Raw genomic sequence first — 23,073 nt, forward strand, 5'->3', positions numbered from 1 at the left:
GTGAGGCAAAAAGCGCCTCTACGTCAGGGCTTCCAACGCCCTCCTGTTCTGAGCAAGCCACCTGCACTTTTTATCTAATCCAGTTCCAGCGGCTAGAATGTTCGGTGGCTTCGCTTCTTCCTGCGAGGCAAAGAACGCCTCTACGTCTGAAGCTCCATCCCCCTCTCATTCTGAGCGAGCCGCTTCCACTTTTTTTAAAGTAATTCAAATACTCCCGCTGCTCCCATTCCGCCGCCGATACACATTGTTACAATACCGAATTGTTCGTTGCGACGTTTCATTTCGTGAATAAGAGATAGTGTTAGTTTTGCTCCTGTACAGCCAAGTGGATGTCCAAGTGCGATTGCACCACCGTTTACGTTTACTTTTTCTTCATCTAAACCAAGTTCACGAATAACTTGGATCGATTGAGAAGCAAATGCTTCATTTAGTTCGAATAAGCCAATATCAGATAGCTCTAAGCCAGCTAGTTTTAACGCTTTTGGAATTGCAGCGATTGGGCCGATTCCCATTACTTCTGGTGGTACGCCAGCTACTGCAAATGAACGGAATTTCGCAAGTGGCTTCATGCCATCGCTCACTGCTTTTTCGCGATCCATTAATAGTACAGATGCTGCACCATCACTCATTTGTGAAGAGTTACCAGCTGTTACAGAACCGCGAACGTTAAATGCTGGACGTAATTTCCCTAAAATGTCTAGCGTTGTCTCTGCTCTTACACCTTCGTCTTGTGCGAAAGTGATTGTTTCTTCTTGAAGTTTATTGTTTGATCCAACCGAGCGTAACGTCACATCTACAGGTACTGTTTCATCAACAAAGTTTCCTGCCGCTAATGCTTTCGCAGCACGTTGATGACTTCTTACTGCAAATGCATCTTGCTCTTCACGAGAAATTCCATATTTCACAGCAACTTGCTCTGCTGTATGTCCCATACCCATATAATATTCTGGAGCCGCTTCTACAAGGCGACTATTCGGACGAACAACGTGTCCCATCATTGGAACTAAACTCATTGATTCTGCTCCGCCTGATAATACAGCTTCAGAGTGACCAAGCATAATACGCTCAGCTCCGTAAGCGATACTTTGTAAACCTGAAGAACAGTAACGGTTAATCGTAATAGCTGGAACATCGTAAGAAAGTCCTGCTAATCCGCCGATATTACGAGCCATATTTAAACCTTGTTCTGCTTCTGGCATCGCACAACCGAAAATTAAATCATCGATTGGTCCTTCATAATTTGCACGCTTTAACGTTTCCTTTACTACTAACGCCCCTAGATCGTCAGGACGAACTGTTTTTAATGAACCCCTCTTTGCTTTTCCAATTGGTGTTCTTGCTCCCGCAACAATGACAGCTTCTCTCATGAACGATATCTCCCCTCGTTATTAGTTACGTAATGGCTTTCCTTTTACAAGCATGTGCTGCATTCTTGCTTGTGATTTCATCTCACTTACTAAGCTAATAAATGCTTCACGTTCTACATCTAATAAATACTGCTCATCAACTTCTGTTCCGTACGGCACTTTTCCGCCCGCAATGACATATGCAAGTTTCTTCGCAATGTGAAGATCATGTTCAGAAATGTAACCTGATAAATGCATTGCTTCTGCACCAAGTACAAGAGTTGCATATCCTGTTTCACCAACAACTGGTATCTTTTTACGAATCGGTGCTTTATAGCCCGCTTCATATAAAGCAAGTGCTTTCTGTTTCGCATCATATAGTAAGTGATCACCATTCACACTAATACCGTCTTTATCGCCTAAGAAGTTGTTCGATACAGCTTCTTGTGCTGATGTAGAAACTTTCGCCATCGCTACAGATTCGAACACTTTATTCGCAACTTTTTGCAGATCAAACTCTACACCGTTTGGCATTTTATTTAAGTGTTTAATGTATAGCTCTTTATTACCGCCTCCGCCAGGGATTAAGCCAACACCAACTTCTACTAAGCCCATATACGTTTCACTAGAAGCTTGAATGCTCGCTGCTGGTAAGCAAACTTCTGTACCTCCGCCAAGCGTCATACCGTATGGTGCTGCTACAACTGGCTTAGAAGAGTACTTAATTTTCGTCATTGCATCTTGGAAGTTTTTCACAACCAACTCAATTTCAAAGTAATTGTCGTCTTGTGCTTCCATTAAGATCATTGCTAGGTTCGCACCAACGCAGAAGTTCTTCGATTGGTTACCGATAACAAGACCTTTATAATTCTTTTCTACTTCATCAACAGCGTAGTTAATCATTTGCGTAATATCCATACCAATTGCATTGCTCTTCGAATGGAACTCTAAGCAAAGGATGCCGTCGCCTAAATCAATTAAGCTCGCTCCGCTATTTTTCTTTAATACACCATTTTTCGCTTTTAATTGCTTAAGAGAAATTGCTTTTTTATTACGCTCGATTAGCTTATATTCGCCATTATCGTAATAGTAGCTATCGCCGTTATCATGTTTATAGAAAGTAGTGAAACCTTTCTCTAACATTTCTTTCACCCAAGTAGGAACAACTACGCCGTTTTCTTCCATCTTTTGAACAGATTTTTCAACGCCGATTGCATCCCAAACTTCAAACGGCCCTTGCTCCCAGCCGAAGCCCCACTTCATCGCTTGGTCAATTGCAACGATATCGTCAGCAATTTCTTTATGAAGTTTTGCAGAGTATAAAAGAGTTGGTGTAATGATGTTCCATAATAACTCTCCTGCGCGGTCTTTTGCGTATACAAGCGCTTTCAATTTATTCGCTAATCCTTTTTCTTGTTTACTTAACTCTACGGATGCAGCTTTTAATTTTTTACGCGCTTCATATTCCATCGTTTCAGGATTTAGTTCTAAAATTTCTTTTCCTTGTTTTAAGAAGAAGCCTTGACCTGTTTTGCTTCCAAGCCATTTTTTATCAAGCATGTCATGCATGAAAGCTGGTACTTTAAATACATCACGCTCTTCTTCTTGTACGTTTTCATATACGTTATTTGCAACGTGTACGAATGTATCTAAACCGACAACATCTAATGTACGGAACGTTGCGCTCTTCGGACGACCAATAAGTGGGCCTGTTACAGAATCAACTTCCCCAATGCTATAGCCGCGTTTTACCATCTCTTGAAGAGTAACAAGTAAACCGTACGTACCGATGCGGTTTCCAATAAAGTTTGGTGTATCTTTTGCGATAACAACGCCTTTTCCAAGAACGTCTTCGCCAAATAGTTTCATGAAGCTTAATACTTGTGGATCTGTTTCTTTCGTCGGTATTACCTCTAGAAGTTTTAAATATCGTGGTGGGTTAAAAAAGTGTGTGCCTAAGAAGTGTTTCTGGAAGTCGTCTGAACGACCTTCTGCCATTTTTTCAACTGAAATGCCTGACGTATTCGAGCTTACAATTGAGCCCGGTTTACGAACAGCGTCTACTTTTTCAAATAATTTCTTTTTAATATCTAAGTTTTCAACTACTACTTCAATAATCCAATCTACATCAGCTAGACGCTCAAGATCATCTTCTAAGTTACCTGCTTCAATCAGTGCTAGATTTCCTTTCACTGTCAGAGGAGCTGGTTTTTGCTTTAATAGTTTTTGCACAGCCGTATTACTAAAACGATTTCTCACACTTTTATGTTCTAATGTAAGTCCCTTCGCTTCTTCTTCTTTCGTAAGCGCAGGTGGTACAATATCAAGCAATAATGTCGGAATACCAATATTAGCTAAGTGTGCCGCAATTCCCGAACCCATTACGCCTGAACCTAGAACAGCAGCCTTTTTAATTTGGAACATCCAATTCTCCCCCTATTCTTGAATGAATGCTCATTCAATTTTTCGACATAAGTCGCAATCAATGAGTGAGCCTCTACTAATAAATATATGATACTGTTTAAATTTTCGCAATATATTTATTGATAAAATTTTCTGAAATAAATATTTTTCTTTCATTTGGCCATGCTATATATGTATTTTCTTCACTAAAATACACTTTCCCTTTTTATAATCTGACGAAACTGGAGGAATATATATGGCAAAACTTAAGAAGAACCCTTCAAAGGCTGGAATTAGTGCAGCTAGTGTAACTGGAAACGCAGGTCCGCATAACCACGGCGTGGAAAAAGGACGTCAAGGTAATAACCAACAATATAAAAAGCATAATATGGGCGAAAAATAACGCTATATTTTTGGGCAGAGAACGTGGCATAATGATTAATGGCTGCTTTTTCTGCCCAATTTATTTGTAACAAATGAGGGAATTATAATGAAACGAACAATAGTTATGATTGTAATGATTGCTACACTATTTACAGGGATGATTTTCTTCTCTTATGCACAAAGGCAACAATCTGTAAGAGCTGATCAACCTAATATTACTGGGCAATACGGAGTTACAATCGATGCAAACACAGGTGAAATTTTGTATGGGAAACGTGAAGACGAACGCTCTTATCCGGCTAGTATAGCCAAAATGATGACAACCCTTCTTTTACTAGAGAATGTAAAAGAAGATGAAGAAATTACAGTTACAGAAAACGCAATTAAAACAGAAAGTCAAAGCAAGAAAATTAAACTTCGTGCTGGAGAAAAATTAAAGCGTGATGAGGCATTAAAACTTATGCTTATCATTAGTGCAGATCCAATAGCTGAATCAATTGCAGAACATATTGCAGGATCAAAAAATGAATTTGTGAAAATGATGAATGCTAGAGCGAAGGAACTTGGTACAAAGCATGCGACTTTCAAAAACGCAAGTGGTGCTGATGCAATTGGGAATAAAGTATCACCATATGACATTGCTATTATTACGAAAGAAGCATTAAAGTATCCAGTTGTTTTAGAATATATGAATTCAACGCGTACAACTCTACATACTTCAGAACGCTCTCCAAACATCGCAAACTACGGACGAGAAGAACTATATGACGATCCATATGCGATTGGAAGTAAAAGCGGTCTATCAGCACTTGGCAAATATACAGTCGTAACAGTGGATGAAAAAGACGGTAAACGTGTCATTAATGTTGTATTATCTTCTACCCGCAAGCAACTGTATCCTGATACGAAGAAAATGGCACATTATGCATTTCAGCAATTAAAATAACCAAGGAGTATTTTCTCCTTGGTTATTTTTTAACCATACCTTTTAATACGAACGCAACGTTTGCTGGACGCTCTGCTAGACGACGCATGAAATATCCATACCAGTCGTTTCCATAAGGTACGTAAACACGCATTTTGTAGCCTTCTTTTACTAGCTCAAGTTGACGCTCATTACGAATACCATATAACATTTGGAATTCAAATTGATCCCTTGGAATGTTGTGTTCTTCAGCAAGTTTTTTTGTATATTCAATAATCGCTTCGTCATGTGAAGCAATTGCAGTATAATTTCCATTTAATAAGTGCATTTTAATAATTTTTTTATAATTGTCATCTACATCTTTCTTGTCTGGGAATGCCACTTCTTCAGGTTCTTTATAAGCACCTTTTACAAGACGTAAATTAGGATTATAAGCATTTAAATCTTCAATATCTTTTTCTGTACGATATAGGTAAGCTTGAATAACAGTACCAATATTATCGTATTCAGATTTTAATTGTTTAAAGATATCAATTGTTTTACCACAGCGTGTATAGTCTTCCATATCAATGGTAACGAACACACCATTTTCTTTCGCCGCTTCTAAAATACGGCGCATATTGTTCATTACGATTTCATCAGAGATATCTAATCCCATAGAAGTCATCTTTAAAGAAAGCTGCGAATCAAGACCTTCTCTTCCAATTGCACGGATCGCTTCAATCGATTGGTTAGCCATTTCATTTGCTTCCGCTTCATTATCAACGAATTCCCCTAAATAATCGATTGTTACACAAAGTCCTTGCTTGTTCAATTGTTTAATAGCTGCTGTCGCTAATTCAATTGTCTCCCCTGCGACAAAGCGACCTGCACCAAAGCGTAAACCGTACTTTTTAGCCAGTTTTGTTAGCGCTTTATTTTTTGACAAGAAAAGAAACGAATTTCGCATTAATTGTTCCATGTAATTCACCCCTATGACTGTAATTTATCTGTTTTTTACCCCTCTTCAAAATTATATCATTGTTTAAAATTATTGGATACAAATAATTATTTAGATAATTTATAAAATACTATAAAAACATTTAAAACCCTATATTTTCGCTTATAAATATAACTGAAATATTTTTCGACATTTAGAAAAATGGAGTTTAATAGGCATAAAATAGGCATGTCGAAAATATTCGACATGCCTATAAAACCCTTTATATTCCATGTAAATTATATAAGGATATTAATACAGAAAACTTACGATTATATTTCCCTCAAGTTTTTTTATTGCTCATTTCGCTTCTCTTCATTCAGCCTTTTAATATCTGTAATTAACTGCACCATCTCTTCTTTCGCATCGGGATACGTCTCATTCCAATGCTTCACTAAAGCTGGCATCGTCTTCGCTATGTAAGAATAAAGTGCCCACTTCTGTACCTGTTCTTTTCTCTCTTCATTGCTCTCTCCAAGTAACAGTTCCGTGTATTTCTCTAACAACCCGTCAAATTGTTCGTTAAACTTTTCACTCATCTTATTTACCTCCTATATGAAAAAAGCAGCGAAAATCGCTGCTTTTCTTTATAATTTTGATCGAACAGAGTTTAATTTTTTCTCCATTGTGCTTACTTTATCACGACGATCATCAATACGAATTGTTGTTGCAACACGCTGTGCACCTTTCGTATATGGAACTTCATGCATTTGTTGAATTACTTCTAGAATGACAGGAAGATCTCCTTCAATAATTGTATTCATCGGTGTTAATTGATACTTCACGCGATCCGCATTTTTCTCTAGCACCTTTTGTACTTCTGCTACATATTCACTAACACTTGGATTACCTGTTCCTACTGGAATAATCGATACATCAACAATTGCCATAGTAGTCTTCCTCCTATAATCGTTTCTTATATATCCATTGTCTATTTTACCGAAATCCTCATCATTTTACTAATATGTTACTCTTCCACTTTAAACTGCTCGACTAATCTTTCTAAATCTCTCATATGTTCTGTCAAACTTTCCATCGTGTGAGCTACCTTTTCTAAATGATTCACCTGTGATTCCGTTGCAGCATGTACCTCTTCAGAAACAGCTGCACTTTCTTGACTCGTACCAGCAATTGTATGCATTACCGCTGTAATTTCCCCTTGCTCGTAACCTATGTTATGTACCTCTTCTACAATTTTTTCAACTGAAGTACTAATCGTATTTACGACTGACATAATTGTGCGGAACTCCATTTCCGCCTCTGTCGTCACTTTATTTTGCACATCTGCAATGTCTTTCAATTTACTTACAACTTCTACAACCCTTTTTACTTCTAATTGTACATCACCAATCATCGTTGTGATTTCTCCGGTTGCCTCTTTTGATTGTTCCGCTAATTTCCGAACCTCTTCAGCAACAACCGCAAATCCCTTACCTTGCTCACCTGCACGGGCAGCTTCAATCGATGCATTTAAAGCAAGTAAATTTGTTTGATCCGAAATGCCTTTTATAAGCTCAACAACATTTTGAATCGATCCAACTCTTTGTTCTAACTTATCCGATGCTTCTTCTGTATGAACAACAATCGACGATGATTGTCCCCTCGTACGGATTAAATTCCTCATTGTATTTAATCCTTGCTTAGATGCCTCTTCCGCTTTGCCAGCCACTCCTTTTATTTCACCAACGGAGCTATTCATTTGTTCCACTGACTCCGCCATATTCTCGAGCTGAGCTGAAACTTCATCCACACTATTCGCAAGAGTAGAAGCTCCTCCACTCACATCATCCATTGCTCCTGAAACTTCTCTACTAGCCGCTACTGTTTCATTCGTTAAATAGTGTAAACTATTCGTTGATTGTTGCACCGTTGATACGCTGTTTTTAATTTTACTTACCATTTCATTCATTTGTTCAACCATATCATTAAAGTGCTTAGTCAACTCTCCAACTTCATCTTTACTTGTCACTTTCATTCGCAGCGTTAAATCGCCTTCTGCTACTTTTTGCACGTGATTCTTTAATAGTTGCAGTGGTCTTGCTAATCTTCTTGAGAACAAGTAGGAAGCTACGATTCCAACTAATAAACTAATACATGCCATTATAATAACTGTATTTCTCGTACTATTTAATAGCCCATCGATCGTTTCTTTCGGATAAAAGATTCCTATCGTCCATTTCATCGTGTCAAATGATTGACTATAAACAACTACATCTTCACCTTTTATTGTAGTGACCGCATATTTTGTTCCCTCTTTATTTAAGCTCTTTATAAGTGGCTCTTTAGAAACATCTTTCCCTATCTTTTCTGGATAAACAAGAGCCATATTTTTATCATTTATAATAAACATTTCTCCGTCATTATTGTATTGAATATTGTGAAGCAACTTCTGAATCGTACCAAGCGATACATCCATCGCAACAACGCCTAATACAGACCCATCTTGAGCTGTAATTGCTTTAGAAACACCTACACTTAACTTTCCTGTTGCAATTTCATAAGAAGGTTGTCCCCAATGGACCTTTTTTACATCAGCCTCTGAATCTTTATACCATGGTCTTGTCGTTGGATCATATCCTTCTGGCACTTGCCCACCTTCAGCAAGATTGGCACTTAATGTTTTTTTATCTTTCGTACCAATATATAAATCTAAAATACCAGGATGATTCTTTTTATACTCCGCAAACTCTTTCGTTAAAAACGCTTCCTCTTCTGGAGTAACCCCACCTTGAAGTATATTACGAATCATCTCACTGTTCGCGTAATACCCCATATCTTCATCCGTTCTTTGAACAAATGTCGTAAGTTGCTCTGTTACAAGATCCATCGCATTTTGAGAATACTCGTCTAAGGAACGCACTTCCTTTTCTTTCTGTAATTGATACACAGCTGTACCCAATATTACGAACATCATAGAAATAAGAACTGAAAACACTACCGCAATTTTTAAACGTAAACTTCTTAACATCTTCCCCCCAGCATCCCCTTCGCATTAAATTAAAATCTTATTAATCATTATATTAAGTATAATAGATAAAATTAAAAAATTGAAATTAATTCTCACCTTAATACAATTAGAAAACGGACTACCACTTGTGCAAAAACAAATAGTTCATTATCCTTAAAATATAATCTCATTCGTTCGGAGGGAACTATGTTACAAAAATTCGGTTTCTCACAATATGAAAGCCAAGCTTATGAAGTTGTCGTATCAAGCAATGAACCATTAGATGCTACAACGATTGTGAAGCATTCAGGTGTTCCAAAAGCAAAAATATATGAAGTGCTAGCACGCCTAATCGATAAAGGAATGGTAATGGATTCTGTTTCAGAAAAGAAAAAACTGTATACAGCATTACCACTAAAGCTAGCAATTGAAAAATTAACGACAGAATTCCAATCAAATATTAAAGAACTGGAAACAAATATATCAAAAAAATCATTTACAGATGACCGTGTGTGGAGCTTAAAAATGCAATCTTCTATTCGAGTTCAAAGTAAGGAACTCATTGAAAGTGCAAAAGAATCAATCCGTATTTCAGCTTGGAATGATACTCTTTTAGAATATCTTCCTTTACTAGAACAAAAAGCAAAACAAGGTGTTCAAATTGAATCCCTTATTGTTGGAGAAGTAGAAACAGACTTAGAAAACATGCATTTTCTAATCCCAGCTGAAGAACCTAATGCATTAGAGCGCTATTTGCTACTCATCGTTGACGATCGTGAAATTTTATTTGCTGGCGTAGAACAAGATTCATGGCAAGCGATGAAAACAATGTCACAACCTTTCGTGAAGTTCTTTACAGAATTTTTCTATCACGACGTTGCACTTGCAAAGATTACCCAGAAACACCATGACCTCTTTATGGAAGATGAGGAAATTAAGAGTTTGTTAATGAAATTAAGATACTAATTAAATAATAAAAAGGAGTCTAGTTTTTCACTTAGACTCCTTTTCGTTTTGTTCCTTTATCTCCATCAACAGCTCAATGATTTTCTCATTTTGCTCTACCTGTTTCTCTGAATTTTTATAGATGAAACGAACCCATCTAAGTGCAAGAATAATAAGAAACAAGGGGAGCATTGAAATTAGAAGACCAATAATTGAAAAATTCGTATACATATCCATCACCTCGCTATATACAACGTTCTCCATACATCTACTAAAACCTGCAATTTTTTACAAAAAAAAGAACCTATCAAACGATAGATTCTTCTTTTGCAAACTGAGTAGAACGTCCTCTTGTAATCGAGAAAATCGCACAAAGCAGAGCTAATATAATAAAGCCACCGCCTACCCAAGCGTTATATATAACAGATGATTTTTCAATAACAACTCCGCCTACTGTTGAACCGAGCGCAATCCCTAAGTGAAGGGCAGAGTTATTTAAACTTTGCTGAATACCAGCTGATTCTGGTGCAATTTCAATTAAATAGTTTTGTTGCGCTGGTGAAATCGCCCAGCTCAGCATACTCCAAAGTCCCATCATAATGATGAAGAGCGGGAATGAGAATGTCATTAATGGCAGTATGAAGATTGCACACGCAAATACGATAATGATAGAAATAATACTTTTCTTCGATCCCCATTTATCAGCAAGCCAGCCACCGAATCCGCCACCAATTACTGCTGCGATTCCGAAAATAAAGTAAAACACACTAATCCAGTTTGCTTCAACATGCATGACATCTTTTAAAAACGGTGTTAAATATGCATACAATGTTAAATGCCCTGTTAAAAACAAAAATGATGTTAACTGTGCACTTACAATTTTTTTATCTTTTAAAGTAGCAAGTTGTTCTTTTATTGATAATACCGATGTCGGTGGTACTTTCGTTAAGAATAATGAAATACAAGCAATTGCCATAACTGTTAATACCGAAATTAATACAAATGGTGCACGCCATCCGTATGCATTTCCGAGTACAAGACCAAGCGGTACTCCAAGTACGAGTGATCCACTAATTCCCATAAAAATGATTCCAATTGCACGCGCACGAAAATGTGGTTCTACTACACTAGAAGCAAGTGTTACCGATAGTGCAATAATTAATGAACCACTGGCCGCACAAATAACCCTTGAGAACATCAGCATTCCGTAATTCACACTAAATGCCGAAATAATATTTCCGATTAAGAAAATCGATAATGCTCCAACATACAATGTTTTTCTTTCAAACTTCCCTGTCAAAGCTAATAAAACTGGACCTGACAAAGCAAATACTACCGAAAATATTGTTATAAGCTGACCAGCTGCACTAATAGATACTCCTAAATCATTGGCAACTAAATCGAGCGTTCCTCCTATAATTAGCTCAACCGTTCCGACTACAAAAGCCGCGATAGCTAAAATATAAACACGAAAATTCAAGTCTTTCCCCACGCTTTCTATTTTGGTTACTACGACTATAGTAACCAAAATAGAAAATGGACGCAAGTACAATTTTTTTACAGTAAAAAAGGTAGGCGTATAATACGCCTACCTTTTCATCATTCTGTTTCTTTCTTCTTATTCAAGTACCAATACACCGGAAGTCCCGTAAATACAATTCCAATCGATAAGAAACAACTTACTGGATCGTTAATAATCGCACTACCAATTACAAAGAACGAACCTAAAATCGCTACAATTGGTACGATTGGGAATAACGGTACACTATATGCACGCTCTTTATTCTTATTACGTTTTCTTAAAATGAAGACACCAATAAACGTCATTACATAGAAAATATAAATAATGAATACGGAAATCTCAGATAGCTTATTTGGATCACTAATAATCATTAAAATAATTCCTAAAATAATTTCAACAGTAATCGCATTTGCTGGTGTTTTAAATCTCGGACTTTCCTTTGCAATAAACTTAGAAAATGGAAGTTGTCCACGCTCTGCCATAGACATTGGGATACGTGGGAACGTTAAAATCTTTCCATTTAAACAGCCGAAAATAGAAACGATAATACCGATACTAATAATTTTTCCGCCATATTCTCCAAGTAACATGCCTGCAGCTGTCGCTGTTGCATTTTCTCCAAGGTCTACAATTTTTGCTGCTGGTAATACATTTAATAACGCCAAGTTAATTAATACGTAAGCAGCCGTTACGATTAAAATCCCTACTGTCATTGCTTTCGGTAATAACTTTGTTGGATTCTTCATTTCTCCACCAATCGAAGCAAGTAAAATCCAGCCGTCATAAGCAAATAACGTTGCTAAAATTGCCATACCGATACTTTGATTTTCCGATATCGGCACAACTACGTTAAAAATATCGCTATTCCCTTTCCAGAAACCTAGCACAACAATTAACACAATCGGAATCATCTTCCCAATTGTCGTGATTGTTTGAACGATACCTCCGTATTTTGTTCCCATGCTATTTACAACGCCAAGGAACACAACCGTTCCAATTGCGATTGGTAAATTCCACACTTTATCTAAATAGAAAAAATTAATCATTAAAGAACTAAAGTATAAACCTAATGTTCCGATAATAGCAGGTCCATAAACAATTGTTTGCATCCAACCTGATAAATATCCCCAAAAACTTCCGTAAATCTCCTCTAAATACGTATACAACCCACCATTTTTCGGGATTTGCGCTCCAATTTCAGCTACTGTTAAACCACTTGCTAGCGTCAACAGACCACCAATTATCCAAGCAAGAATGGCCATATTAGAACTCCCCGAGTAATCTAATACGCTCCCTGGTTTCATAAACACACCAGATCCAATAATCGTTCCTACTACGATAGAAAGTGCTACTGTTAAACCAATTTTGTTCTTCTCATCATGATGCATGCTGCGTATCCTCCTTCCAATCCTAGTGTGATGCAAAAATGAAATAAAAAAACACTCCTCCCTAAAAAAGGGACGAGTGTTGTATTCGTGGTTCCACCCTTGTTTCAATTCGTAAAGTAATACACTTCACCAATTTCTCAAGTCTAAATAACGGTTTTTGCCGGCAAGCAATTACTAGATGCTCGTTCACTGCTGCAGTTCAGAGGTGGTAATCCATTTTTCCGTATTAGGAAGCTCACAGCCAAAGGCTTCCCTCTCTGAGAATCGTAAAAAATTGATCGTGTCCTCATCATCACTTCTTGATGTCGAATTTTGTAGTTATTGTTCATTATATTGAATTGTTAGAAAAAATCAATATATTTTTTATATAACATAGGAAATATTTATCTTCTTATATTATAACAGAAGTTACGCCACGTCTCTAATCACCTAAAAATGGTATAATTCATACAGGAGGTGCATCAATAATGATTGCTGTTTTTTGTATCATCGCTACATTTCTTTCTGTTCTATTCGCCATCATGCATCGGCACAAATATCCTGGTTATAGCATTTTAGCGGTAGCTATTATACCAGCTGTTTCCTTCTATGTATTAGGTAAATATCAATATACAGAAGTATTTATCGGTTTTGCAATCTTCTACTGCGTCTTTGGATACATACTAACAATGAAAAAAATTTTATTAAATCATTAAAAGGGACCGATTTCTGCTGACAGAAATCGGTCCTCGCACGTGCCTTCCGGTTGCCCCACGAAAGATACATAAATCAATTATTTATCTTCTTTTTTCATAAAAAACTTATGGTGCGGTAAATCAACATTCAATGCCTCTAATTGTTTCTTTTCATTGTCTAAAATCGCTTTTGCTTTTGTTTTTGTTGCTTCATCTAATCCTGCAAACATGTCTTCATGCTTCTCTTTCTCTGGAAGTTTCACACCTAATTTTGTTAATTCTTCTTTTGCTTGCTCATGCGTTAATTTTCCAGATTTCTTTTGCTCTAAAATTGACTTTGCTTTTTCTTTTGCCTGTTCATCTAAGTTAGCAAACATGTCTCCATGTTTACCTTTCTCCGGCATTTTCACGCCTAGCTTTGTTAATTCCTCTTTTGCTTGCTCATGCGTTAATTTTCCAGATTTCTTTTGCTCTAAAATCGACTTCGCTTTCTCTTTCGCCTGCTCATCTAAGTTAGCAAACATGTCTCCACGCTTACCTTTCTCCGGCATTTTTACGCCTAGCTTTGTCAATTCCTCTTTTGCTTGTTCACGTGTTAATTTTCCAGATTTCTCTTGCTCTAAAATAGATTTCGCTTTTTCTTTTGTTTGTTCATCTAATCCCGCAAACATTTCTTTACGTTTTTCTTTTTCTGGAAGCTTTACACCTAGCTCCTGTAACTGTTTCTTTGTATCGTCCATAATCGTTTTTACTTTTTGTTTTGTAGCGGCATCTAAATCTTTTTTCGCTGTTTTTGTCGCTTGCTCAGCTGTTGGAGTATTTGTTGCCGCGAATGCCGGAACACCGACTCCTCCAATGATTCCGAATGATAAAGCACCTGCAATCGCTAAATAACCAACTGTTTTCTTCTTCATAGGAAATTTCCTCCTTCATATTTCTAAAGCATGTACACTTTCGTATACAACGCCAATAGTAATATTGGTTTCTTAAAATTTCCTTAACGATTCAAATAAAAAACACCGCTCGTAATGAGCGGTGTTTCTCTATGCTTTTTGTAATTGTAACTCTTCACGTTCCATTATTTTTCTTAATACAATTGTTTGTGTCATTGTAAATAAGTTACCTGTTATCCAGTACAACACAAGTCCTGATGGCGCCGCAAACCCCATAAATAGAATCATTGCTGGCATCATAATTTGCTGCATCTTTAGCATCTGTACTTGTTCTCCAGGTGTAATATTCGATTGGAAAACTTTCATCTGAATAAATGTCGTTAACGCTGCAATAATCGGTAATATATGATATGGATCTGCATGTCCTAGGTTCACCCATAAAAACGAAGATGTGCGAATCTCTTCCGTTCTGCTAATCGCATAATACAAAGCAGAGAAAATCGGCATTTGTATAAAAATTGGCCAGCAACCAGCAAGTGGATTCCAACCGCCTGATTTCATTAGTTCTGACATTTCTTTTTGATACTGCTTTTGTTTTTCAAGGTCTTTGCTTACATCACCGTATTTTTTCTTTAGCTTCTGCAATTCAGGTTGCATTTTCTTCATTTTCGCTTGGCTGCGATATTGCGAAACAGCTAATGGAATCATGGCTGAACGAATAACGAGCGTCATAATAATGATAGCAACCCCGAAGCTAGCTCCCGGTATATGATGAGCAACAAATTGAATCATATACGAGATTGGATATACGAAATAGTGGTTCCATATTCCCGTACTATGTGAATCAATTGTGCCTGCATTACTGCAGCCAGATAAAACAAAAACAAGTACTACTGATAAACTAATGAGCGCAGCTCGGTATGATTTTAACATGTTCATTCCTCCAATGTTTCGTAATTATTTAGCGAAACATTGGTGTATACGGACCAACCTCATCATTCTCTTCACTTGATTCTTGTCTGCGTACAGAACGAATCATTCCATATTTATAAAAAATTGAAAATAGCGGTACATTTCCCACACTATCTTCACATGTATCAACTAACGCAAAAGCTCTTTGTCTACCGCTTGATGCTTGTTGACGCACAAAGCGAGAAACATTAGCAAGGAAGAAAACTTCTAATAAACAAAGTGCTGTCGTTACAAACGATATATATAGAATTGCATCCTGCAATAAAAATTCCATCGCTTCACATCCTTAATAAGGTCATTTTAGCACATCGGGCAAATATTCTCTATTTCCTTTTATTTTCAAAAAAAGTATTTTGCATATTTTCTCAAGAAAACAATAATTAAGAAACGTTGTATTCGCTTTCTTTAGCATATTCACACACATCAATGAATAGGCTTGATTTATTAGAAATTTATAAAATTTTTGCATTATAATAAAACTATTGCCAGTTTTTGAAAAAACCTTTATTCTCTTCTTGTAATCAAAAATGAATATGGAGATGAAACATACTATGGGTCAACTAGGAGACGCCGATTACGTTCCCGACACCGCCTTTTTATCCTTCCCAGCAGCTAAAACATTTCACTTAGAATTTATGATACAGTTGGTTGTTATTTTTATAGCTTCTATTTTGTATGCAATTTCTATGAATATGTTTTTTATCCCGCATAATATGATTAGCGGTGGATTCGCTGGTGTAGGGATGATTATCGGTTATTTAATGCACTACAATATCGGTGCACTTATCTTTTTACTAAACATTCCTCTTCTTATTTTAAGTCACTTTTACTTAGGAAAGAAGACAACCTTTTTAACAGCGTACTTTGTAGCTGTTTCATCGTTAGCGATGAACATTATCCCGGTACACCAAGTTTCAGACGATATTTTACTTTCTTCTGTATTCGGTGGTGTTATCTGCGGAGCAGCTTCAGGAATTATATTCCGATTTGCTTCTTCAACAGGTGGTTTTGATGTTGTTGGATTGATTGTAGCGAAATATCGAGATGTTTCAATTGGAGCAATCATATTTGTATTCAACTTAATCTTACTTGTAGCAGCAGGTTTTATTTTCGGATGGGATATTACACTTTATACGTTAATTAGTCGATTTGTAGTCAGCAAAGTTATCGACGCTGTGCATACGAAACATATTAAATTAACGATAATGACTATTACAGAAAAAGGCGAGGAAATAAAAAGCGCACTACTACATCACGGCATACGCGGGGTGACAATGGTAGACGCTGTCGGCGGCTATACAAACCATAAGAAAAAAATGATTTACACTGTCGTGACTCGCTATGAGTTAGGCGAAATGAAACGTATTATCCGTCAAGTGGATAACAAAGCATTTATGAACATTACTGAAACAGTTGAAATTGTCGGTCGTTTCAAACGCATATAAAACAGGTTAATAAATTAAAGGGCATAACATATTAGTCATATATGTTATGCCCTTTGTTATTCAACTAACGTACCTTTTAGCATAATAAAATCACTAAGTTTATTACTACAAATCGGAGGATAGCATTCCATATACAATACTATCTGTCCATTCATCTTTATTCCAAAAATCTTGTATGAAATGGGCTTCCTTTCTCATGCCTATTCGTTCACACAATTTTTGTGAAGCTGTATTACGTGCATCAAGATTAGCCTGTATACGATGTACATTACATTCATTAAATAATTTCAATACCAAACTACTTACTGCTTCTGTTGCCAAACCTCTCCCAGCTACTTCATTTGAAAAACTATAACCAATCTCAACAGTGTCTTTCATATTTGTGTACCATACGGATAAATCACCAACTACTTTAGTTTTGTATATAACTGCCAAACTTAATATTGTTTCTTTAGTAAGTACATTATTTGCTAGCTTTTTATTAAATCTTTCCTGCATATCTTCATGAGTCCACTTATTATGTAATAGGAACTTACATGTATCATCACTATTATAAATAGCAAATACTTCCTGTAAATCAGTACTCTTAAAAGGTCTAATTATTAATCTTTCTGTTGTGAACTCCAAGTTAGCTCTCCTCCCTTACATTCATGCTATAAAACATTTTTTATAGTATTTAAGCCTCATTCTTAGATCTCACCTTGATTACATATTTCATCATAATAAATTAAAATCCTTCTTCCACTAAACTGCACCGTTAATGGTATTTCCTTACGCTTTTTATTTTTTACACTTATTACAAAATCAGATAATTCTATTATTATGTCCCTAAATGTGTTATAATGAAAGCAGACTCACAAAAAAAGAGTATATAGACTTGGAAGTTTCTCTTATTTTACAAGCAAAAAGAAACGAGCAGTCGGGTATATTTCAGACACCATACACGTAACGGTTTAAACAACCGATCATCTTAGTTACTCTTCAATGATCTTTTTATAAAAAGATACGTACAATTAAAACTCACTTCAATATACTATACCTACCTTTTTGACTTCCAAATCATCTTATTACATAGGGAGATGAACATATGAATCAATATATACGATATACAATAGCTGTCCTGTTTGCTATTATCGGCGGAACAATCTACTTCTGGACAAACACTCAGCTTGGAGAGAATATCATCTTTAATGGAATTGAAACACTTGTAAGCGCTTCAATTTTAGGCGGATACATTTACTTCCTCTTCAATCCAGAAGAAAATGCTCAAAAAACAATGTTATTAACAATGATCGGAATCGTTGGTGGATGTATTTCCTACTCAATGACAAACTATACATTACCACTTCAATTAAGCTCAGCTTTCTTCCACGGTCTATGGACTTGGTTCATTGCATTCTGCCTAGCAGACGTATTCAACCTATTACAAGACACTGAAGAAGATAGCGGTCGCCAAATTGAAAGTAACTCTTAAGCTGGAAGATACTCTTCCAGCTTTTTATATTGTTTTGCATATCCCCGCATCACGATAAAAAGAAGTTATCCTCACGGCAACTTCTTTTCCACATACCCCACTTCGTATTCACTAAAATATATCAACGATTTTTCAAATATATCGATCATTTCTCCACTTATATCAGCGATTTTTTCATTATATCAACGGTTCAACACAAGATATCGATTTAACGACAACCTTCGACACTCGAAACGCACAATATACCCTATCCCCCAAGCAACTTACTGCCGAACTCTACGATTAAAAAGATAATTAATAGGATCGCGAGTATCTTTAATGCTACATATGCCACTTTAAAAACAACATAAATGAGCAAGACTATCAAAATAATTGATAAAATTTCCATATTTACTTCCTCCAAGCTTTGCTCTTCTTATCTCATTTTACTCGCCCCAGGCTATTTATGGAACGGCATAAGATGACATATAAAAAAGAGGATACCTCATCCATCGTAAGATACCCTCACCTTCAACTGCTCAAACCATTCTCTTTCTAATTGTAAATATCCCATCTCACTCTTCTCGGCGCTCTTTAATTCTTTATCAGCTTTCTTCATATAAGTATGGGAAGCTTCTAGATCATTCTCTAAATATTTGATAATTCCTTGTGTACGATAATATCCACTTAAGTCCATTTTTGTAATAGCCTTTGCATGTTCCTTTGCTTCTTGCAAAGAAAGACTATCCATCTCATAAAGGGCTTTATATAAAAGATACCAACTATGAAAACTACTAACGAAAAACTTATTTTCTTTCGTTACAGGTAGTTGAACAATTCTTTCTATATACGGTATCGCTCTTTCCATTCCCTCTTGATCTGCACGAGCAAAAAAGACAAGCATAAGTCTACTCATTATCTCTCTTATCCCTTTATTCTCTTTTATTTTCTCCTCACTCAATTCTACTAATCTTTCATCCCAATCTTTCGGTCTTTTATAACTAAATAACTCACTCGATATTTGAATCTCATATAAATGATTTCTAGCTCTTTCATCATCTTTAATTAAAATAAGAAATTGCATCCCATCACTCATAAGCGTTCCTTTTATCGGCACAATTGTAACCGCAAAGATTGCAAAATGGAAAAAGGAAAAATATAAAAGATATTGATAATAACTCACCATGTATATGTAACCGGAAGTAATACCAAACAGTAAACTCGTAATTGGTCCACCTAAAGTGAGCCACGCCCATTTTTTCGAAAGATTCGGTGTCTCTATAGAAGGTGGTACTAGTGTTGCAACGCCTCCAAAGTAAGCCCATAATTTATTTTCTCGAATGCGTAATTTTCCCTTTTCTTTTTGAATAGTAATGGGTCCTACTGTCATAAATTTAAATGTTAAACCACCTATTACACCAAATACTACATGTCCTAGCTCATGAATGGCTAACACTAATAAAAAAATTCCAACTATTTCCCATAGGTTCAAAATTACTTCTAATTTCCCAGTTCGGATTACTCCGTATAAAATGGACAAAATTAGCGCCACTGTCATTGAGCCAGCTGGCCTTCTTAAAATATCCACCTTTTTCTCCCCTTAATAAATCATTTTCCTCTGCATTTCGTACATGAACTTCCCAAGATGCAATATCCAAATAAATGAGATTAAGCCAATTAATACAAAATCGATATTACTAGCAGCTGTATATATAACGGCAGCCCACCATACATATGCCAATATTGTATTCGTAAATTCATATGCTTTATATCCAGCCTCATGCACAATGTGCTTTAATCCTTCATCTGCATTTTTCGTCCACATTTTCATAGATTCCATATACGTTACACCTTGTTCAGGATATAGCTTATTATAACGATTTTTTGTTATGAGTCCGATAATTACTACAGTAGTTAAACAAGCAATAGAAGCTACTAAATTCCACACCGCAAATGAAACATTTGTATCCTGCAACAGTGCACGTCTACATGTAATAACCGCATATACAAACCATGCCTGCGTAACTATATCACCTACACGTAAATATATACTTATAATGCCTAATTTTCTGCCTTGTACGCTCTCTTCTTCATCGCGTGCCTCTGCTAACATACGTGTATTCTTCCAAGTATAGTACATCATTAAAATTCCAAAAATAGTACATATACCTATAAATGTATTGGATGATAATTTTCTCGGTTCATCCGAGAGTAAATTTAAAGCTATATAAGACGTTAAAAATCCTCCTATCATACTTAATGCTATTTTCCCCACAGAATCAAATTGTTTTTTTCGCTTACTCTTCATCGTCCTCTTCCCCCTCTACTAACGTAAATATTTCCTCCACCGGTACATTGAAAATTTGTGCAATTTTTAACGACAATACGATAGATGGTGCATAATCCCCACGCTCAATTAAACTAATCGTTTGCCGTGATGATCCAATCGCTTTCCCTAAATCCCCTTGTGATAAACGATGCTTTGCTCGCAATTCCCTCACTCGATTTTGAAGCTTCATGTCTTCCCTCTTTTTCATTTATTTAATTAAAATTGTAAATAATATCCTTATATTTGTCAATTATAATTGTCATTACGACTATAATAATTGACAAGATACTTATTTCTTATCTTGTATCAAATTCCTATAAAGAATGTAAAATGTGCATTAAACATAGTCTTAAAAATAAAATAAAAAAGGCAGTGCTTTTGCACTGCCTTCCTAAATTCTGACATAGAATGGATTTCATATTAACTTGCGTTTTGTAGTAATATTCGTTTTAACTGCTTACGGAAACGAATACCTAACGTAACCGCTACAATCACAATAACTCCAAAAATAATTTTACCGATATGACCTTCTAGCACTCCAAAGATATCATGTAAGTTTCCACCTAACCAGTAACCACCGATTAAGAAGAATGATACCCAAAATAGAGCGCCTGAATAAATTGTAATGGCAAAACGACGGAATGGTAAATTAATAATTCCTGCAAAGTATCCTGTGAAATGACGTACACCAGGAATAAAGAAACCAATAAAAATTAGGAAGTACCCATACTTATCAAACCACATTCTCGTTAAGTCAATTTTTCTTTGTGTTAAAAATACGTATTTCCCATACTTTTGAATGAAAGGCATACCTAATTTATTTCCTAAAAAGTATTGAATCGTCATTCCTACACTTGTCCCAATAAAGGATAGAATAATTAAAATCGGTAAACTTAAATCACCCTTATGTGCTAAAAATCCCGCATATGCTAATGTTGGCTCTCCCGGAAACGGAAGTGCAATATATTCTAACAGCAAGCCGACAAGTACAACATAATACCCGTATTGCTGAAATAATTCATGAATCCATTCCATGTCATCTCTCCTTTCAATCCCGTACAACTTCTTACTATTATTGTATAAAAAAATTGTCGAAATAACTATCACAATAGCTTACATTTTTATTACATTTTTGTAAGGGTCACACTAATGATTTTCGTTCTTTATTAAATAGTAAAAATTATTTTCCAAGTCGAAATAGCGAAAAGACGCATTAATAACATGCAGATTTCATCCATTTTTTAGCACTAAAAAAGCTCTCTTATTTTGTTCTCAATAAAAAACCATCACAAACTCATGCTAACTTCATATTAGCTTCATATACGTATTGTAAGATTATATCGGAATTTGTTGAAAAATTTAACCAATATATGACTAAGCATTAATTTGAATAAATATAAGTCGTTTTTCGAAATTGAAAAAAGGGTGAATACGAAATGGAAGCATATAAAATGCACGATTTTATTAATACAAATGTTGAATCTCATCAAAATGAAACCGTTTTTAATTTACAAATATGTGAAACAAGTGAATTTGACGTAAGTTTAACAAAATCTACAACACTATCTTTTATCGTTTCAAAAAAGAATATTAAAATTGTCACGAAAAAATGGATTAATTCAAATCAAGAAAGCATGATTGGCAAAAGCTACATCATTCCAACAAAAGCTTTTCACTATTTCTTACCAATCATTTCTGAAAATGAAGATGAGCTAAATATTCAAGTTCAAAGTTTTGGCCTACGTGGTGAGCTTTTATTAAATGAAAGATTACTTATTGATAACAACAAACACAACAGCAAAATCACTACATTCTTTGAAACATTAGATGAAAATGTAAATAAAGCATTACGAGGATTACAACTTCATTGTATGTAAGACTATTACGATAGTAAAAGGAGAATAACAATGAAAAAATTATTATTAAGCGCACTATTATCATTAGGATTTTTAACTCTTCCATTCGCTAGTGCAGAGGCAGCTACAACGAAAGATCAATTAATTGTAGACACTCAGTTAAATAAAATGGATTATTATCAGGATGGAAAATTTATAAAAAGTTTTACTGTCGCTACTGGAAAAGCTGCAACACCTACACCTAAAGGCACTTTTCAAATCGTAAATAAAATTAAAAACCGCCCTTATTATACAGGCAAAATTAAAGGCGGCGATCCACGTAATCCACTTGGTGACCGTTGGCTCGGATTAAATATGGCAGGAACTTACGGAACAACTTATGCGATTCACGGAACTAACAATAATCAAGCAATCGGCAAATGGACAACACTTGGTTGTATTCGTATGTATAACAATGATATACACTGGTTATTTGAGCGCGTTCAGCAGCAAGCTACTGTCACTGTAAAATAGCCTAAAAACAAGATTTATGTGTAGCCAAGAATTTTATGTCTTGGCTTATTTTATTTATTCATTTACAGTAGCAAAACAACTGTATTTACATATATAATA

At 35.7% G+C, this 23,073-nt stretch carries 26 protein-coding genes and 1 other annotated feature; of the genes, 8 read left to right on the top strand and 18 right to left on the bottom strand.

Going from position 1 to position 23,073, the window contains the following annotated elements; genetic code table 11:
- Nucleotides 1-194 precede the first annotated feature (194 nt).
- Complete coding sequence (locus ACQGS6_RS00815) at nucleotides 195-1,367, bottom strand: acetyl-CoA C-acetyltransferase (protein WP_001206346.1); 1,173 nt, start codon at nucleotides 1,365-1,367, stop codon at nucleotides 195-197.
- 21 nt (nucleotides 1,368-1,388) lie between these two features.
- Nucleotides 1,389-3,770: a 3-hydroxyacyl-CoA dehydrogenase/enoyl-CoA hydratase family protein gene (locus ACQGS6_RS00820; protein WP_044584960.1), complete on the bottom strand. Its 2,382-nt coding sequence runs from the start codon at nucleotides 3,768-3,770 to the stop codon at nucleotides 1,389-1,391.
- 235 nt (nucleotides 3,771-4,005) lie between these two features.
- Between ACQGS6_RS00820 and ACQGS6_RS00825 the strand changes: the two genes are divergently transcribed.
- Entirely contained in the window at nucleotides 4,006-4,152 is a 147-nt protein-coding gene (locus tag ACQGS6_RS00825; protein ID WP_001096344.1) for a YuzL family protein, read from the top strand.
- Between the two features lie 87 nt (nucleotides 4,153-4,239).
- Nucleotides 4,240-5,079, top strand: coding sequence for a D-alanyl-D-alanine carboxypeptidase family protein (locus ACQGS6_RS00830; protein WP_025966871.1), 840 nt, complete (start codon nucleotides 4,240-4,242; stop codon nucleotides 5,077-5,079).
- Between the two features lie 22 nt (nucleotides 5,080-5,101).
- On the opposite strand, the gene ACQGS6_RS00835 is transcribed toward ACQGS6_RS00830, so the two are convergent.
- The 4 genes from ACQGS6_RS00835 to ACQGS6_RS00850 all read right to left on the bottom strand — a co-directional run bounded on the left by ACQGS6_RS00835 (nucleotide 5,102) and on the right by ACQGS6_RS00850 (nucleotide 9,005).
- Nucleotides 5,102-6,019, bottom strand: a complete 918-nt coding sequence (locus ACQGS6_RS00835; protein WP_000436772.1) for a proline dehydrogenase family protein — start codon at nucleotides 6,017-6,019, stop codon at nucleotides 5,102-5,104.
- Between the two features lie 311 nt (nucleotides 6,020-6,330).
- The gene (locus ACQGS6_RS00840; RefSeq protein ID WP_001290594.1) at nucleotides 6,331-6,576 is read right to left on the bottom strand and encodes a YusU family protein; all 246 of its coding nucleotides are present in this window, start codon (nucleotides 6,574-6,576) and stop codon (nucleotides 6,331-6,333) included.
- A gap of 48 nt (nucleotides 6,577-6,624) precedes the next feature.
- Nucleotides 6,625-6,927: an MTH1187 family thiamine-binding protein gene (locus ACQGS6_RS00845; RefSeq protein WP_001018860.1), complete on the bottom strand. Its 303-nt coding sequence runs from the start codon at nucleotides 6,925-6,927 to the stop codon at nucleotides 6,625-6,627.
- A gap of 77 nt (nucleotides 6,928-7,004) precedes the next feature.
- On the bottom strand, nucleotides 7,005-9,005 hold the full coding sequence (locus ACQGS6_RS00850) for a methyl-accepting chemotaxis protein (protein ID WP_000946352.1): 2,001 nt from the start codon (nucleotides 9,003-9,005) through the stop codon (nucleotides 7,005-7,007).
- Nucleotides 9,006-9,191: 186 nt separating this feature from the next.
- On the opposite strand from ACQGS6_RS00850, the gene ACQGS6_RS00855 reads away from it, so the two are divergent.
- Complete coding sequence (locus ACQGS6_RS00855) at nucleotides 9,192-9,950, top strand: TrmB family transcriptional regulator (RefSeq protein WP_000939478.1); 759 nt, start codon at nucleotides 9,192-9,194, stop codon at nucleotides 9,948-9,950.
- A gap of 27 nt (nucleotides 9,951-9,977) precedes the next feature.
- On the opposite strand, the gene ACQGS6_RS00860 is transcribed toward ACQGS6_RS00855, so the two are convergent.
- The 3 genes from ACQGS6_RS00860 to ACQGS6_RS00870 form a co-directional block, all read right to left on the bottom strand.
- Nucleotides 9,978-10,160, bottom strand: coding sequence for a hypothetical protein (locus ACQGS6_RS00860; protein WP_000288473.1), 183 nt, complete (start codon nucleotides 10,158-10,160; stop codon nucleotides 9,978-9,980).
- 76 nt (nucleotides 10,161-10,236) lie between these two features.
- Nucleotides 10,237-11,421 carry an MFS transporter gene (locus ACQGS6_RS00865; RefSeq protein ID WP_033697573.1) on the bottom strand — a complete coding sequence of 395 codons (1,185 nt, stop codon included), beginning with the start codon at nucleotides 11,419-11,421 and terminating at the stop codon, nucleotides 10,237-10,239.
- Nucleotides 11,422-11,528: 107 nt separating this feature from the next.
- A complete protein-coding gene (locus tag ACQGS6_RS00870; RefSeq protein ID WP_000546299.1) occupies nucleotides 11,529-12,839 on the bottom strand; it encodes an APC family permease in 1,311 nt (436 codons plus the stop codon).
- A 65-nt stretch (nucleotides 12,840-12,904) separates the two neighbouring features.
- Nucleotides 12,905-13,141: a binding site (T-box leader), on the bottom strand.
- A gap of 165 nt (nucleotides 13,142-13,306) precedes the next feature.
- On the opposite strand from ACQGS6_RS00870, the gene ACQGS6_RS00875 reads away from it, so the two are divergent.
- Nucleotides 13,307-13,534 carry a hypothetical protein gene (locus tag ACQGS6_RS00875; protein ID WP_000562238.1) on the top strand — a complete coding sequence of 76 codons (228 nt, stop codon included), beginning with the start codon at nucleotides 13,307-13,309 and terminating at the stop codon, nucleotides 13,532-13,534.
- A 77-nt stretch (nucleotides 13,535-13,611) separates the two neighbouring features.
- On the opposite strand, the gene ACQGS6_RS00880 is transcribed toward ACQGS6_RS00875, so the two are convergent.
- From ACQGS6_RS00880 to ACQGS6_RS00890, 3 genes are all read right to left on the bottom strand, one after another.
- Entirely contained in the window at nucleotides 13,612-14,427 is an 816-nt protein-coding gene (locus ACQGS6_RS00880) for a hypothetical protein (protein ID WP_000730880.1), read from the bottom strand.
- A gap of 129 nt (nucleotides 14,428-14,556) precedes the next feature.
- Entirely contained in the window at nucleotides 14,557-15,339 is a 783-nt protein-coding gene (locus tag ACQGS6_RS00885) for a membrane protein insertase YidC (protein ID WP_000920519.1), read from the bottom strand.
- A gap of 28 nt (nucleotides 15,340-15,367) precedes the next feature.
- The gene (locus ACQGS6_RS00890; RefSeq protein ID WP_326318532.1) at nucleotides 15,368-15,652 is read right to left on the bottom strand and encodes a hypothetical protein; all 285 of its coding nucleotides are present in this window, start codon (nucleotides 15,650-15,652) and stop codon (nucleotides 15,368-15,370) included.
- A 277-nt stretch (nucleotides 15,653-15,929) separates the two neighbouring features.
- On the opposite strand from ACQGS6_RS00890, the gene ACQGS6_RS00895 reads away from it, so the two are divergent.
- Nucleotides 15,930-16,823: a YitT family protein gene (locus ACQGS6_RS00895; protein ID WP_000530044.1), complete on the top strand. Its 894-nt coding sequence runs from the start codon at nucleotides 15,930-15,932 to the stop codon at nucleotides 16,821-16,823.
- A gap of 105 nt (nucleotides 16,824-16,928) precedes the next feature.
- Here ACQGS6_RS00895 and ACQGS6_RS00900 read toward each other — a convergent pair whose 3' ends face one another.
- Complete coding sequence (locus ACQGS6_RS00900; RefSeq protein ID WP_326318531.1) at nucleotides 16,929-17,450, bottom strand: GNAT family protein; 522 nt, start codon at nucleotides 17,448-17,450, stop codon at nucleotides 16,929-16,931.
- A 460-nt stretch (nucleotides 17,451-17,910) separates the two neighbouring features.
- On the opposite strand from ACQGS6_RS00900, the gene ACQGS6_RS00905 reads away from it, so the two are divergent.
- Nucleotides 17,911-18,297, top strand: coding sequence for a DUF3938 domain-containing protein (locus tag ACQGS6_RS00905; RefSeq protein ID WP_074625060.1), 387 nt, complete (start codon nucleotides 17,911-17,913; stop codon nucleotides 18,295-18,297).
- A 247-nt stretch (nucleotides 18,298-18,544) separates the two neighbouring features.
- Here ACQGS6_RS00905 and ACQGS6_RS00910 read toward each other — a convergent pair whose 3' ends face one another.
- From ACQGS6_RS00910 to ACQGS6_RS00930, 5 genes are all read right to left on the bottom strand, one after another.
- The gene (locus tag ACQGS6_RS00910) at nucleotides 18,545-18,685 is read right to left on the bottom strand and encodes a DUF3985 family protein (protein WP_000404758.1); all 141 of its coding nucleotides are present in this window, start codon (nucleotides 18,683-18,685) and stop codon (nucleotides 18,545-18,547) included.
- 96 nt (nucleotides 18,686-18,781) lie between these two features.
- Nucleotides 18,782-19,834 (bottom strand): site-2 protease family protein, encoded by a 1,053-nt coding sequence (locus tag ACQGS6_RS00915; protein WP_326318541.1) that lies wholly within the window; start codon nucleotides 19,832-19,834, stop codon nucleotides 18,782-18,784.
- A gap of 42 nt (nucleotides 19,835-19,876) precedes the next feature.
- Complete coding sequence (locus ACQGS6_RS00920) at nucleotides 19,877-20,584, bottom strand: DUF3169 family protein (protein WP_000837712.1); 708 nt, start codon at nucleotides 20,582-20,584, stop codon at nucleotides 19,877-19,879.
- Nucleotides 20,574-20,795, bottom strand: a complete 222-nt coding sequence (locus tag ACQGS6_RS00925; protein WP_000776168.1) for a helix-turn-helix transcriptional regulator — start codon at nucleotides 20,793-20,795, stop codon at nucleotides 20,574-20,576. The genes ACQGS6_RS00920 and ACQGS6_RS00925 overlap by 11 nt, the downstream gene beginning before the upstream one ends.
- A gap of 230 nt (nucleotides 20,796-21,025) precedes the next feature.
- On the bottom strand, nucleotides 21,026-21,640 hold the full coding sequence (locus ACQGS6_RS00930) for a DedA family protein (protein WP_326318530.1): 615 nt from the start codon (nucleotides 21,638-21,640) through the stop codon (nucleotides 21,026-21,028).
- A 401-nt stretch (nucleotides 21,641-22,041) separates the two neighbouring features.
- Here ACQGS6_RS00930 and ACQGS6_RS00935 point away from each other — a divergent pair, with 401 nt between their 5' ends.
- Together ACQGS6_RS00935 and ACQGS6_RS00940 are read left to right on the top strand one after the other, a co-directional pair.
- The gene (locus tag ACQGS6_RS00935) at nucleotides 22,042-22,482 is read left to right on the top strand and encodes a DUF3978 family protein (RefSeq protein WP_000388768.1); all 441 of its coding nucleotides are present in this window, start codon (nucleotides 22,042-22,044) and stop codon (nucleotides 22,480-22,482) included.
- Between the two features lie 30 nt (nucleotides 22,483-22,512).
- Complete coding sequence (locus ACQGS6_RS00940) at nucleotides 22,513-22,974, top strand: L,D-transpeptidase (protein WP_000735058.1); 462 nt, start codon at nucleotides 22,513-22,515, stop codon at nucleotides 22,972-22,974.
- Nucleotides 22,975-23,073: the final 99 nt, after the last annotated feature.

Source organism: Bacillus sp. GMs2/2, from assembly GCF_050172095.1.
GTDB classification, from domain to species: Bacteria; Bacillota; Bacilli; order Bacillales; family Bacillaceae_G; genus Bacillus_A; species Bacillus_A cereus.